Consider the following 13200-nt stretch of genomic DNA (forward strand, 5'->3'; position numbering starts at 1 on the left):
AAGGAACGGACGCTTCCTTCGTACTCACCCTCGCGGGCTTTCCTCCGGGCTTTCGTTCTGCTGTCTTGCGTTTCCGACTCTATCAGACTCTTTCGTGTCCGATTTCCTCGGCGCTTTCCAGGTTCCCGCTTTCGCGTTTCCCTTTCCGGCGGTGCCGACTCTATCAGATCCTTTCGGGCCTGACTCCCGGTCAGCGGGTTGTGCCGCTTGGGCTGTCGGCCCTTGCGGCGAGTGAGACAGTAGCGGATTCCTCGTCCCCGAACCTAATCGGCGACGGCGTCCTCGGACACGGATTCCTCATTCGCAAATACGCATGAAAACGAGACGACAAAGTGCGTCGTTCGTTCGAATGTGTGGTGCGGAATGGCTGTCCGGGGACCGACCGGGGTCGGCGCTCACGTCGGACAACTCGAAGAACCTTACGGACCGGGCACACCCGTGTCAACCCCTGCTGAACGCCGCCGCGCGGGGCCAGCGAAAGTCACCCCGTCCTCATCCCCGGAGGTCTACGCTGGCTCCCATGACTACGCATGCGCTCACGCTCAGCCTTCGCTGGTGGGCCGCCTGACGGCGGCCGACCTTCCACGCGAGCACGCATGCGCTCACGGCCGCCGCCCCGGCGGCCGTTTCTGTTTTCTCCCTCCGGGGAGTGGCCCGGCCGCCCGAGACGGTGACCCGACTCCACTCACGCATTCACAGGGAGAGCAGGACATGACGAGGATCTTCAGCGGGATCAAGCCGACCGGTCACATGACCCTGGGGAACTACCTGGGTGCGGTCCGGCAGTGGGTCGCGGCCCACCAGGAGCCCGACGACGCCCTGTTCTGCGTCGTCGACCTGCACGCGTTGACCGTGGAGCACGAGCCGGCGCGCGTACGGAGGCTGAGCCGGCAGGCGGCGACGCTGCTGATGGCCGCCGGGCTGGAGCCCCAGCGCTGCACCCTCTTCGTACAGAGCCACGTCGACGAGCACACGCGGCTCGCCTACCTGCTGGAGTGCACGGCGACCGACGGGGAGCTGCGGCGGATGATCCAGTACAAGGAGAAGGCTGCGAAGGCGCAGGCGTCCGGCGAGGGCGTGCGGCTCTCCCTGCTCACCTATCCGGTGCTGATGGCCGCGGACATCCTGGCGTACGGGGCCGGGGAGGTGCCGGTCGGCGAGGACCAGCGGCAGCACGTCGAGCTGACCCGGGACCTGGCGGTGCGCTTCAACCAGCGCTACGGGCACACCTTCACCGTTCCCAGGGCCACCCTTCCGTCGGTGGCCGCGCGGGTCATGGACCTGCAGGATCCGACGTCGAAGATGGGCAAGTCGCACGCGAACGGTTCGGGGATCGTCTATCTGCTCGACGAGCCCGGGGTGGTGCGCAAGAAGGTGATGCGGGCCGTCACCGACAGCGGGGAGGGTGGGGTGGTCTACGACCGGCAGGCACGGCCCGGGGTGGCGAACCTGCTGGACGTCCTGGCGGCGTGCACCGGCGGTGATCCGGCCGTCCTGGCGGACGGGTACGACGGGTACGGGGCGCTGAAGCGGGACGTCGCCGACGCGGTGGTCGAGCTGCTGCGGCCGTTGCAGGAGCGGCACGCGGAGCTGGCGGCCGATCCCGCGCAGGTGGACAAGGCGTTGCGGGAGGGCGCGGCGCGGGCCAGGGAGCTGGCGCGGCCCGTGGTGGACCGGGCGTACGAGGCGATCGGGCTGCTCGCGCCGTAGCCGGGGGTACGACGGGTACGGGCCCCGCCGCGGCGGGGCCCGTACCGGTGGTTCAGCTGTTGCCGGAGGCGAGCTCGCGGCTGCGGTCGCGGGCGGCTTCGAGGGCGGCGATCAGGGCGGCGCGTACGCCGTGCTTCTCCAACTCGACGATCGCGTTGATGGTCGTGCCGGCGGGGGAGGTGACGGCCTCGCGGAGCTTGACGGGGTGTTCGCCGCTGTCGCGGAGCATCACCGCCGCGCCGATGGCGGCCTGGACGATGAGGTCATGGGCCTGGGCGCGGGGCAGGCCGAGGAGGATGCCGGCGTCGGTCATGGCTTCGACGAGGAAGTAGAAGTACGCCGGTCCGGAGCCGGAAAGGGCGGTGGCCGCGTCCTGCTGGGACTCGGGGACGCGCAGGGTCTTGCCGACGCCGCCGAAGATCTCCTCGGTGTGGGCGAGGTGCTCGGCGGTGGCGTGGCTGCCGGCGGAGATGACGGACATGGCCTCGTCGACGAGGGCGGGGGTGTTCGTCATGACGCGTACGACGGGGGTGCCGGGGCTGAGGCGCTCTTCGAAGAAGGAGGTGGGGACTCCGGCTGCGCCGCTGATGACCAGCCGGTCGGCGGGGACGTGCGGGGCGAGCTCGTCGAGGAGCTTGGCCATGTCCTGGGGTTTGACGGTGAGGATCAGGGTGTCGGCGCGCTTGGCGGCCTCGGCGTTGGAGACGGCCTCGACGCCGTAGCGGGTGCGGAGCTCCTCGGCCCGCTCGCTGCGGCGCGCGGTGACGAGGAGCTTGGAGGCGGGCCAGCCGCCGCGGATCATTCCGCTGAGCAGGGCCTCGCCGATCTTGCCGGTACCGAGGACTGCGACTGTCTGGGTCATGCCCGATTCACCTCGCCGAACTGTTCTTCCGCCTGGGCTGCGTAGGCGTACGCGTACGCGTCCTCATCCTTGCACCCGGGTGGGGAGCGGGGCCGCGGTGTCCGCAGTGCGGTCAGGGGGTCCGGCGGCGGAGGGTGGCGGCGCCGAGGGCGAGTACGAGCAGGGCGCAGGCGGCGACGATCACGGCGTCGCGGACGAAGTCGGCGGTCATGTCGGTGTGGGTGAGGACCTGGGTCATGCCGTCGACGGCGTAGGACATGGGCAGGACGTCGGAGATGCCTTCGAGTACGGGGTGCATGGTGTCGCGGGCCGCGAAGAGGCCGCAGAGGAGCAGCTGGGGGAAGATCACCGCCGGCATGAACTGGACTGCCTGGAATTCGGAGGCCGCGAAGGCCGAGACGAAGAGGCCGAGGGCGGTGCCGAGGAGGGCGTCGAGGAGCGCGACGAGGAGGAGCAGCCAGGGGGAGCCGACGACGTCGAGCCCGAGGACCCAGAGGGCGAGGCCGGTGGCGAGGAGGGACTGGACGACGGCGACGGCGCCGAAGGCGAGGGCGTAGCCGGCGATGAGGTCGCCCTTGCCCAGGGGCATGGCGAGGAGGCGTTCGAGGGTTCCGGAGGTGCGTTCGCGCAGGGTGGCGATGGAGGTCACCAGGAACATGGTGATGAGGGGGAAGATCCCGAGGAGTGACGCGCCGATGCTGTCGAAGGTGCGGGGGCTGCCGTCGAAGACGAAGCGCAGCAGGGTGAGCATCAGGACGGGCACCAGGACCATGAGGGCGATGGAGCGCGGGTCGTGGCGGAGCTGGCGCAGGACGCGGGCGGCGGTGGCGGCGGTGCGGGCGGTGTTCATCGGGTCTGCTGCTGGACGGGAAGGGCGCCGGCCTGGTCGACGAGGCGGAGGAAGCCCTCCTCGACGGTGGCGGAGCGGGTGCGGGTGCGCAGGGCGTCGGGGGTGTCCTGGGCGAGGATGCGGCCTTCGCGCATGAGGAGCAGGTCGTGGCAGCGCTCTGCTTCGTCCATGACGTGGGAGGAGACGAGGATCGTGGCGCCGCGGGTGGCGGCGATGTCGTGGAAGAGGTTCCACAGGTCGCGGCGCAGGACGGGGTCGAGTCCGACGGTGGGTTCGTCGAGGACCAGCAGTTCGGGGGTGCCGAGCAGGGCTACGGCGAGCGAGACGCGGCTGCGCTGGCCGCCGGAGAGGTTGCCGGCGAGGGCGCCTGCGCGGCTGGTGAGGTCGACGTCGGTGATGGCGCGGTCCACGGCGTCGGTGCGGCGGGCGGCGGCGGCCCGGCCGGGGGCGAGGACCGCGGCGAAGTAGTCGAGGTTCTGGCGGACGGTGAGGTCGTCGTAGACGGAGGGTGCCTGGGTGACGTAGCCGATGCGGGAGCGCAGGTCGGGGTGGCCGGCGGGGTGGCCGAGGACGTCGAGGGTGCCGGTGACGTGCGCCTGGGTGCCCACGATGGCGCGCAGGAGGGTGGATTTGCCGCAGCCGGAAGGGCCGAGGAGGCCGGTGATGCGGCCGCGGGGGACGTCGAAGGCGATGTCGTCGATGACGGTGCGCGGGGTGCGGCCGGTGCCGCGGCGGACGGTGAGGCCATGGGCGTGCACGGCGGCGGCCGGTGCTTCACCGGGCTTCTTATTCATCATGTGATGAATAATGCTCCTGGCGGTGCCGGGCGTCAATCACCGGGGAGCCGGGCGGGGTGCGGAAGGCCCCCGCCGGCCTGCGGCCTACTTCTTGCGCTTGGGGCGGCGGGCGGCCGGGTTCCCCGTACGGGTGCTGCGGCGGCGCCCGTAGTCGGCCAGGGCGCGCTCGTACTCGGCGCGGCGGAGTTTCTCGCCGGGGGCCTCGACCAGGCAGCGCAGTGAGTAGGCGATGAGGGAACCGATGAAACCGATCGTCTTGAGGCCCTTGAGGGCGGCCTCGTCGGAGGACGGTGCCGGGCGCCGGTTGTAGGAGTCCCAGGTCTTCATGAAGGCGATGGAGCTGGCGATCGCGAAGAGGACGACGACGGAGATGCTGAGGAAGGGGCCGACGTTGCCGATCTCCAGGCCCTCGTAGGAGAGGCGGAGCAGCACGGCGGCGGCGGTGGCCGTGGCCAGGGAGCCGACGGCGAGGGCGGCGCGGCGCAGGCCGTAGCCGCTCTCGTGGTTCAGCCAGGTGGTGCCGAAGTACCGGATCGGCTCGGGCTGCGGGCCGGTCGGGACCGTAGGCGCGGAGGCGGAGCCGGAGGCGGACGCGGCGGCGGCCGAGGCCGCGCGGGCCGGGGCAGCCGCGCCGGCAGCCTGCTCGGCGGGGGTCTGGTCTCGCTGGTCGTCGCTCACAGCAGCGATTATCCCCCCGCCGGGCCGGTCGGGCCGGGTGTGTCTCACGTGTCAGACGGGTCGTACGCGACGTACGGACCGGTTCCGCCGGGACCGGCGGTCAGCCGCAGTGCGTGACCACGAAGCCGTCGCTGCCGGTCCGCACATACGCGTCGGAGACGAACCGGCCGTTGCCGATGCAGTCCCAGATGTCGGTCGTGCCGTACGGTCCGGACACCGTGGTGCCCTCGGTCTGGCAGCGCAGCGTGACGGTCGCGCCGAGCGGCAGGACGTCGATCACCGAGTGGTTCGTGCCGGGACCGCTGCGGACGTTCAGCCGGTAGCCGGGAGCGACCGGGTAGGACGGGTAGCCGGAGCCGGAAACCACGCTCTGGACTTGGCTCGAATCGTTCTCCACCGACATGCGAAATCTCCCCCCATGGGCGTTGCCGTGCGCAACTCGCGCAGGGTAGCAGGACCTTGGAGATGCGTAAGGGTCATCGACTAGGCTCCGGCGGGGGTGGTGAGCGGTGCATTCGCTGCGCGCGGACGACTACGCGGGCTTTCCGGAGTACGCCGGGCAGTACCGGCTCGAATCGGTGCTCGGCTCCGGAGGGATGGGCGTCGTCCACCTCGCCACGTCCGGCTCGGGGCTGAAACTCGCCGTCAAGATCGTGCATGCCGAGCACGCGGTGGACCCGGAGTTCCGGGCCCGCTTCCGGCAGGAGGTCGCGGCCGCGCGCAGGGTGAGCGGGGCGTTCACCGCACCCGTCGTGGACGCCGACCCCGATGCCGAACGGCCTTGGATGGCCACCCTGTTCATCGACGCGCCGACGCTCGCCGAGCGGGTACGGGAGCGGGTGCTGGACCGCACCGAGCTGACCCGGCTCGCCGCCGGCCTGGCGGAGGCGCTGCGGGACATCCACCGGGCGGGCGTGGTCCACCGGGACCTCAAGCCGAGCAACGTGCTCATGGCGCCCGACGGCGTGCGCGTCATCGACTTCGGGATCTCGCGGCCGGCGGACAGCGACCTGCGGACCGAGACCGGGAAGCTGATCGGGACGCCGCCGTTCATGGCGCCCGAGCAGTTCCAGCGGCCCCGCGAGGTGGGAACCGCAGCGGACGTCTTCGCCCTGGGCGCTGTGCTCGTGCACGCGGCGACGGGCCGCGGGCCCTTCGACTCCGACAGCCACTACCTGGTGGCGTACCAGGTGGTGCACAGCGAGCCCGATCTGACCGGGCTGCCGCGCGGGCTCGTACCGCTCGTCGAACGGTGTCTGGCCAAGGATCCGCAGGAGCGGCCCACCGCCGCGGAGCTGATCGCCGAGATGCGGGCGGTCGCGTACCCGACCTCCGAGGACACCCAGGCCTTCATCCCCCGGCCGCGCCGGCCCGACAGCGCCGAGCTGCTCACCCACCGCAGGGAGCGGGCCCCCGCCGGGCCGGAGCCCCGGGCCCCGCGCCGGCGGCCGGGGCGCCTCGCCGTCGCGGCCGGGGTCGGGCTGCTGCTCGCGGGGGGCGCCGTAGGCGGCTACCTGCGCTTCGGGCCGGCCGCCGGGTCGTCGCCCGCCCAGATCGCGGGAAAGTCGGATCCGGCGCCGGCGAAGGCCTTCACTCCCTGGTCGGTCCCGCTGGGCAAGCCCGGTACGGGCAGCCGGATCGGCGCCTGCTCCTGGCAGGCGGAGGCCCTGTACTGCGCCGGACCGGGCCTCGCCGCGGCCCGGCTGGACCCCGCGGACGGCAGCGCGGTGTGGAGTGTGGAGGCGTCCGCGACCGCCCCTGCGAAGGGGGCGGCGACCGCGGGCGCGCCCCTGCACGCCGGCGGACGGGTCCTCGTCGTGGTGCCGGGCAGCGAGACGCTCCAGGCACTGGACCCCGCCACGGGGGCCGAGCGCTGGCGGCACAGGCTCCCCGCCGGTTCGCAGGCGGTGGCCGCGGGCGCGCAGGTGCTGTTGGTGGGCACCCACGGCAGCATCAGCGCACTGGACGCGGCCGCCGGGACGACGCGCTGGACCCGGCAGATCGGCGGGGTCGGCTCCGTGTGGTGGACCGGCGGCGGGCCGGAGGGAGGCGGCGCGCCCGAGCTGTACGCGGCGACGCCCGACGGCGGCGGTTCCACACAGCTCGCCGCGGTCGATCCGGCGACCGGGACCGTCGGCCGGCAGTTCCGTACGGCGGGGCGGCTGCGGCCGGTCGGGGCGGCGCAGGGCGGCCTGTACCTGATGGAGGTCGACGCGTCCGGCCGGACCACCGCCGTCGTGCGCGCCGATCTCGCGGCGCACACGGCACAGCGGGTGCGGCTCACGGCGCCGCTGTATGACGCGGAGGCGGCGGTGGACCGGGACGGGGTCACGTACCTGTTCGGGACCTCCGGTGCGCTGGTCGCGGTCGGGGCCGAGAAGGAGCGGTGGCGGCTGGAGACGGGCGTGACGGTGGCCTCACGCCCGGTGCTCGCCGGCGGCCGGGTCCTCCTGACGGCGCCGGACGGCCGGCTGCTGGCCGTCGACGCCGCCGACGGCCGGCCGGCGGGCCAGACCAGGCCGCGGATGGCCGACGGCAAGAACACGTACGCGTCGACGCTGCCCGCGCCGGTGGCCGGGGGCGGGCGGGTGTTCGCGGGTGCGCCCGACGGCTCGGTGTTCGCGGTGGACGCGGGCGATCCGGCCCGGTGGTGAGAGCGGGCGATCCGGCCCGGTGGTGAGAGCGGGGGCGCCGGGGTGAAACGCGGGCGCCCCCGCACCGGCGCGGTCGTCGCTGCCGCAGGGGGCCGGGTCAGCCCAGCCGGGTGACGTCGCGGACCGCGCCCTTGTCGGCGCTGGTGGCCATCGCGGCGTAGGCGCGCAGGGCCGCGGAGACCTTGCGCTCGCGGTTCTTCGGGGCGTAGACGCCGCCGAGGGCCTCGTGGCGGGCCGCCAGGGTGGCGTCGTCGACGAGGATCTCGATGGACCGGTTCGGGATGTCGATGCGGATGCGGTCGCCGTCCTCGACGACGGCGATGTCGCCGCCGGACGCCGCCTCCGGGGAGGCGTGGCCGATGGACAGGCCGGAGGTGCCGCCGGAGAAGCGGCCGTCCGTCACCAGCGCGCAGACCTTGCCGAGGCCACGACCCTTGAGGAAGGACGTCGGGTAGAGCATCTCCTGCATGCCGGGGCCGCCGCGCGGGCCCTCGTAGCGGATGACGACGACGTCGCCCGCCTTGACCTCCTTGCGCAGGATCTTGTCCACGGCCTCGTCCTGCGACTCGCAGACGACCGCCGGGCCCTCGAAGGTCCAGATCGACTCGTCGACGCCGGCCGTCTTCACGACGCAGCCGTCGACGGCGATGTTGCCGCGCAGGACGGCCAGGCCGCCGTCCTTGGAGTACGCGTGCTGCACGGAGCGGATGCAGCCGCCCTCGGCGTCGAGGTCGAGGGTGTCCCAGCGCTCGGACTGGGAGAAGGCGCTCGCGGAGCGCTTGCAGCCGGGGGCCGCGTGCCACAGCTCCATCGCCGTGTCGCTCGCCGTGCCGGAGCGGGCGTCCCACTGCGCCAGCCAGTCCTCCAGGCCCGCGGAGTGGACGGTCGTCACGTCCTTGTTGAGGAGCCCGCCGCGGTGCAGTTCGCCGAGGATGGCGGGGATGCCGCCGGCGCGGTGCACGTCCTCCATGTAGTACGTGCCGCCGGGCGCGACGTTCGGGGCGACCTTGGCCAGGCAGGGGACGCGGCGCGAGACGGCGTCGATGTCCTTGAGGTCGTACTCCAGGCCCGCCTCCTGCGCGGCGGCCAGCAGGTGCAGGATCGTGTTGGTGGAGCCGCCCATGGCGATGTCGAGGGCCATGGCGTTCTCGAAGGCCTCGCGGGTGGCGATGTTGCGGGGCAGCACGGACTCGTCGCCGTCCCCGTAGTACCGCTTGGTGATCTCCACGACCGTGCGGCCGGCGTCCTCGTACAGGGCGCGGCGGGCGGTGTGCGTGGCGAGGACCGAGCCGTTGCCCGGGAGGGCCAGGCCGATGGCCTCGGCGAGGCAGTTCATCGAGTTGGCGGTGAACATGCCGGAACACGAACCGCAGGTGGGACAGGCGTTCTCCTCGATGCGGAGCACGTCCTCGTCGGAGACGTTCTCGTTGGAGGCGTCCACCATGGCGTCGATCAGGTCCAGCTTGCGGACGGTGCCGTCGACGAGGATGGCCTGGCCGGCCTCCATCGGGCCGCCGGAGACGAACACGGCCGGGATGTTGAGGCGCATGGCGGCCATCAGCATGCCGGGGGTGATCTTGTCGCAGTTGGAGATGCAGATCAGGGCGTCGGCGCAGTGTGCCTCGACCATGTACTCCACGCTGTCCGCGATCAGGTCGCGGGACGGCAGGGAGTAGAGCATGCCGCCGTGGCCCATCGCGATGCCGTCGTCGACGGCGATCGTGTTGAACTCGCGGGGGATCGCACCGGCCGCGCGGATGGCGTCGGAGACGATCCGGCCGACGGGCGCCAGGTGCGTGTGACCGGGGACGAACTCGGTGAAGGAGTTGGCGACCGCGATGATCGGCTTGCCGATGTCCTCGCTCGCTACGCCCGACGCGCGCATCAGGGCGCGGGCACCCGCCATGTTGCGGCCGTGGGTGACGGTGCGGGACCTCAGCTCGGGCATGCGGTTCACTCCCCATGAGAACGGCTGGCTGTACGGTCAGCCGCGACTGCGGATATGGCTCAGCTACGAGGCTACGCCCACCGCCCGCGATCCGGACGGTGTGTCCGCATGGCGGGACGGGCGGCTCAGTCCTCGGTCAGGTACCGCTGAAGCGTAGGGGCCACGAGGGCCACGATGTCCTCCGGGTCCGCGGACGCGAGGGGCTCGACCCGCAGGACGTAGCGCAGGATCGCGATGCCGACCATGTGGGAGGCGGCGAGCTCGGCGCGGAAGGTCGGATCGGGCACGTCCAGGTCGGCGGCGACGCGCTCCAGGACCCGGCGCAGCACCAGCCCGCGCAGCACCTTCGCGGCTGCCTCGTGCGTGAGGGCGGACCGGATCACGGCGAGCAGCGGGGCCCGGGTGACCGGGTTCTCCCAGACCCCGAGGAAGTAGCGGGCGAGGCGCTCGCCGATGCCGTCGGGCCCCTCGCCGATGACGGCCGGGACCACCAGGGCCGGCTCCATGCTCATCTCGATGGCCGCGGCGAACAGGTCGTCCTTGCTGCCGAAGTAGTGGTGTACCAGCGCCGGGTCCACGCCGGCGACCTTCGCGATGCCGCGCACGGACGTCTTGTCGTAGCCGCGCTCCGCGAAGACCTCACGGGCGGCGAGCCGGATGCGCTCCTGGGTGCCCGGACCCCCCTCGGCCTCGTCCTGGCGGGGCCGCCCAGGGCCCCGGCGGCGCGGCGTGCTCTCCCCGGTCACGGCCGGCGGGCCCGGTCGCGCCCGGCGGTGGCCAGGTGCAGGCGGGTGAAGGCCAGCGCCTCGGCGAGGTCGGCCTCGCGCTCGGCGGAGGACATCGCACGCCGCGTGTTGACCTCGATCACCACGTGGCCGTCGAAGGAGCTCCGGGCGAGGCGTTCCAGCAGTTCGGCGCAGGGCTGCGTACCGCGCCCCGGCACCAGGTGCTCGTCCTTCGCCGATCCGTTCCCGTCGGCGAGGTGCACGTGGGCGAGCCGCTCCCCCATCCGGTCGATCATCGCGGTCGCGTCCGTGCGGGCCGTCGCGGTGTGCGACAGGTCGACGGTGAAGTGCCGGTAGTCGTCCTTCGTCACGTCCCACTCGGGGGCGTAGGCGAGCATCTCGCGGTCACGGTACCGCCAGGGATACATGTTCTCCACGGCGAACCGGACGTCGGTCTCCTCGGCCATCCGCCAGATACCGGAGACGAAGTCGCGCGCGTACTGGCGCTGCCACCGGAACGGCGGATGCACGACGACCGTGGACGCGCCGAGCTTCTCGGCCGCCGACCGGGCGCGCTGGAGCTTGACCCACGGATCGGTGGACCACACCCGCTGGGTGATCAGCAGGCAGGGCGCGTGGACGGCGAGGATCGGCACCTGGTGCTGGTCCGACAGGCGGCGCAGCGCGTCGATGTCCTGGCTGACCGGATCCGTCCACACCATCACCTCGACGCCGTCGTATCCGAGGCGTGCGGCGATCTCGAAGGCGGTCGCCGTGGACTCCGGATAGACGGAGGCGGTGGACAGGGCGACCTTCGCGGTGGGGATGCGGACGGGTTCTGCCACGGGGACAGGGTACGGGGCCCGCGCCCGCCCGGTACGTGACGGCCGCCACGTGGGCCCGGTTCCGGCCGTCAGACGAGCCGGAAGAAGAGCGTGTCCTGGGTGTACCAGTCGAGGTCCCTCGTCGCGCGCTCCCACTCCTCGTGCTCGACGTCGAGCTTGTCGATGAGCTCCTGCACGTCGTAGTGGAAGTCCGGGTCCATCCGGCCCAGGACGGCCCGGTACGCGTCCGCCGCCTCCCTGGTCTTCGCGAGCGGCAGATGCCCGATGGCCGGGTAACCGTCCACCGACCAGGGGATGGACGGGAACTCGTCGGGCGGCCCGCCGTAGAGGAACCCGTGCGGCAGCAGGTCGGCGGGCACGCCGAGGCGGCGCATCTCCTCGTCGACCAGGCCGAAGAAGGTGCTGGGCATGGAGTAGGTGCCCAGGTGGGAGTCGTCCGAGGAGTTGCAGTCGATGACGAACTGCAGGGCGGTGGTGTACGCGTTGCCGGCGCAGTCCGCGTCCGAGTCGGTGTGCCCGGCGATGAGGTGCTCAAGGGCGTCGGGAATGGACAGTCCCCACTCCACACCCTGACGGTCGAGACCGTCCTGGTAAGCCCGGGCGTTCCTGCGCATGATCTCCAGCCGGCGCAGCTGATCCGCCGTCAGATCGCCCTTGCTGCCGAGGTAGGCCAGCACGTCGGCCTTGTCCGCCGTCGAGTACGAGATGTTGTGACTCATGGTCACCAGCCTGCCAGTCGCCACCGACAGCCTTGTCGGTGGCGGCCCCTACCGTCCGCTCAGGACCTCGGAGCGGAGCGGGAACGGGTTTCAAGACGCGACCGAAGGGAGCGCCCTTGAGGGACCGGCCCGACACGGAGAGACGATGGGACTGACGGGAAACCCCCGGCCCGTCTACGACACCGCCCCGGCAGACCGACCCACCGAAGCCCCCGCCCGGCAGACGACCGGCATCCGCCCCGCCGCCGCCGGGGGCGGGTGGGCAGCCACCGACCGAGAGCGGTGGAGCCGCGGGGCTGAAGGCGCCGAGTGCGCGTGTACCCGTACACGCGCGGACACGCACCGCCCCGCGCGCGAAGCCCCCCGTACCCCCTACGCCGGCGCCGGGGTCGGGAGGTGGTCCAGGCGGCGGAGGATGACGCCCTCGCGCAGGGCCCAGGGGCAGATCTCCAGCTCGTCGACGCCGAAGAGGTCCATCGTGGCCTCGGCCACCAGCGCGCCCGCCAGGAGCTGGTTCGCCCGGCCCTCCGAGACTCCCGGGAGGGTGGAGCGCTGGGCCGTCGTCATCGCGGCCAGGCGCGGCACCCATTCCTCCAGGGCCTTGCGGCCGAGGTCGCGCTGCACGTACAGGCCGTCGGCCGAGCGGGCCGCGCCCGCGATGCGGGCCAGCTGCTTGAACGTCTTCGACGTCGCCACCACGTGGTCCGGGGCCCCGAAGCGGCTGAACTCGCGGACCGTCCGGGCGATCTCCGTCCGCACGTGCCGCCGCAGCGCCCGGACGTCGACGGCGTCCGGCGGGTCGCCCGGCAGCCAGCCCGCGGTGAGGCGGCCCGCGCCCAGCGGGAGCGAAACGGCCGCGTCCGGGTCCTCGTCGATGCCGTACGCGATCTCCAGGGAGCCGCCGCCGATGTCCAGGAGCAGCAGCTTCCCGGCGGACCAGCCGAACCAGCGGCGGGCGGCGAGGAAAGTGAGCCGCGCCTCGTCCTCGCCGCTCAGCACCGGCAGGTCGACGCCGGTCTCGGCCTTGACCCGGGCCAGGACCTCGTCCGCGTTCGTGGCCTCGCGCACCGCGCTGGTCGCGAAGGGCAGGACGTCCTCGCAGCCCTTGTCCTCGGCGGCCTGTACCGCTTCGTTGACGACCGAGAGGAGCCGCTCGACGCCCGCGGGGGTGACGGCGCCGGCGTCGTCGAGGAGCTCCGCCAGCCTTATCTCCACCTTGTGCGAGTGCGCGGGCTGCGGGCGCGCACCGGGGTGCGCGTCCACCACCAGCAGATGGACCGTATTCGAACCCACATCAAGGACACCGAGTCTCATAGGGGGAAACGCTACTGCGAGGAACACTCGGGGGTTGAGTAAGGGGCGCTTAGGCTTGGGTTTGTGCCACATACGAAGAAGGCCAACAAGACCCGGTC

At 72.4% G+C, this 13200-nt stretch carries 12 protein-coding genes; 2 read left to right on the top strand and 10 right to left on the bottom strand.

Translation table 11 applies throughout. From position 1 onward, the window contains the following. Positions 1-711: 711 nt before the first annotated feature. A complete protein-coding gene (trpS, locus tag ACZ3X1_RS07530) occupies positions 712-1710 on the top strand; it encodes a tryptophan--tRNA ligase (protein ID WP_467277628.1) in 999 nt (332 codons plus the stop codon). A 52-nt stretch (positions 1711-1762) separates the two neighbouring features. Here the strand turns inward: trpS and proC are convergent, their stop codons facing one another. From proC to ACZ3X1_RS07555, 5 genes are all read right to left on the bottom strand, one after another. Continuing rightward, complete coding sequence (gene proC / locus ACZ3X1_RS07535; RefSeq protein ID WP_356815480.1) at positions 1763-2572, bottom strand: pyrroline-5-carboxylate reductase; 810 nt, start codon at positions 2570-2572, stop codon at positions 1763-1765. 112 nt (positions 2573-2684) lie between these two features. Continuing rightward, complete coding sequence (locus ACZ3X1_RS07540; RefSeq protein WP_362626652.1) at positions 2685-3422, bottom strand: ABC transporter permease; 738 nt, start codon at positions 3420-3422, stop codon at positions 2685-2687. Then, positions 3419-4219 carry an ABC transporter ATP-binding protein gene (locus ACZ3X1_RS07545; RefSeq protein ID WP_467277634.1) on the bottom strand — a complete coding sequence of 267 codons (801 nt, stop codon included), beginning with the start codon at positions 4217-4219 and terminating at the stop codon, positions 3419-3421. Before ACZ3X1_RS07545 ends, ACZ3X1_RS07540 begins: the two co-directional genes overlap by 4 nt. A gap of 84 nt (positions 4220-4303) precedes the next feature. Continuing rightward, positions 4304-4897, bottom strand: a complete 594-nt coding sequence (locus ACZ3X1_RS07550; RefSeq protein ID WP_467277636.1) for a hypothetical protein — start codon at positions 4895-4897, stop codon at positions 4304-4306. A 100-nt stretch (positions 4898-4997) separates the two neighbouring features. Next, the gene (locus ACZ3X1_RS07555) at positions 4998-5300 is read right to left on the bottom strand and encodes an SH3 domain-containing protein (protein WP_356815483.1); all 303 of its coding nucleotides are present in this window, start codon (positions 5298-5300) and stop codon (positions 4998-5000) included. A 106-nt stretch (positions 5301-5406) separates the two neighbouring features. Between ACZ3X1_RS07555 and ACZ3X1_RS07560 the strand changes: the two genes are divergently transcribed. Continuing rightward, positions 5407-7551, top strand: coding sequence for a serine/threonine-protein kinase (locus ACZ3X1_RS07560; RefSeq protein ID WP_467277639.1), 2145 nt, complete (start codon positions 5407-5409; stop codon positions 7549-7551). Between the two features lie 97 nt (positions 7552-7648). Here ACZ3X1_RS07560 and ilvD read toward each other — a convergent pair whose 3' ends face one another. From ilvD to ACZ3X1_RS07585, 5 genes are all read right to left on the bottom strand, one after another. After that, entirely contained in the window at positions 7649-9499 is a 1851-nt protein-coding gene (gene ilvD / locus ACZ3X1_RS07565; RefSeq protein ID WP_356815487.1) for a dihydroxy-acid dehydratase, read from the bottom strand. A gap of 125 nt (positions 9500-9624) precedes the next feature. After that, positions 9625-10245 carry a TetR/AcrR family transcriptional regulator gene (locus ACZ3X1_RS07570; protein ID WP_356815488.1) on the bottom strand — a complete coding sequence of 207 codons (621 nt, stop codon included), beginning with the start codon at positions 10243-10245 and terminating at the stop codon, positions 9625-9627. After that, positions 10242-11069 (bottom strand): sugar phosphate isomerase/epimerase family protein, encoded by an 828-nt coding sequence (locus ACZ3X1_RS07575; RefSeq protein WP_030656380.1) that lies wholly within the window; start codon positions 11067-11069, stop codon positions 10242-10244. Before ACZ3X1_RS07575 ends, ACZ3X1_RS07570 begins: the two co-directional genes overlap by 4 nt. 68 nt (positions 11070-11137) lie before the next feature. After that, on the bottom strand, positions 11138-11788 hold the full coding sequence (locus ACZ3X1_RS07580) for a DUF7691 family protein (protein ID WP_467277642.1): 651 nt from the start codon (positions 11786-11788) through the stop codon (positions 11138-11140). Positions 11789-12160: 372 nt separating this feature from the next. Then, the gene (locus ACZ3X1_RS07585; protein ID WP_467277643.1) at positions 12161-13102 is read right to left on the bottom strand and encodes a Ppx/GppA family phosphatase; all 942 of its coding nucleotides are present in this window, start codon (positions 13100-13102) and stop codon (positions 12161-12163) included. Positions 13103-13200 lie beyond the last annotated feature (98 nt).

This window comes from Streptomyces sp. NPDC023541, assembly GCF_055559995.1.

Coding starts and splice junctions, on each gene's coding strand:
- trpS (WP_467277628.1), top strand. CDS start 712: ATGACGAGGATCTTCAGCGGGATCAAGCCGACCGGTCACATGACCCTG.
- proC (WP_356815480.1), bottom strand. CDS start 2,572: ATGACCCAGACAGTCGCAGTCCTCGGTACCGGCAAGATCGGCGAGGCC.
- ACZ3X1_RS07540 (WP_362626652.1), bottom strand. CDS start 3,422: ATGAACACCGCCCGCACCGCCGCCACCGCCGCCCGCGTCCTGCGCCAG.
- ACZ3X1_RS07545 (WP_467277634.1), bottom strand. CDS start 4,219: ATGATGAATAAGAAGCCCGGTGAAGCACCGGCCGCCGCCGTGCACGCC.
- ACZ3X1_RS07555 (WP_356815483.1), bottom strand. CDS start 5,300: ATGTCGGTGGAGAACGATTCGAGCCAAGTCCAGAGCGTGGTTTCCGGC.
- ilvD (WP_356815487.1), bottom strand. CDS start 9,499: ATGCCCGAGCTGAGGTCCCGCACCGTCACCCACGGCCGCAACATGGCG.
- ACZ3X1_RS07580 (WP_467277642.1), bottom strand. CDS start 11,788: ATGAGTCACAACATCTCGTACTCGACGGCGGACAAGGCCGACGTGCTG.
- ACZ3X1_RS07585 (WP_467277643.1), bottom strand. CDS start 13,102: ATGAGACTCGGTGTCCTTGATGTGGGTTCGAATACGGTCCATCTGCTG.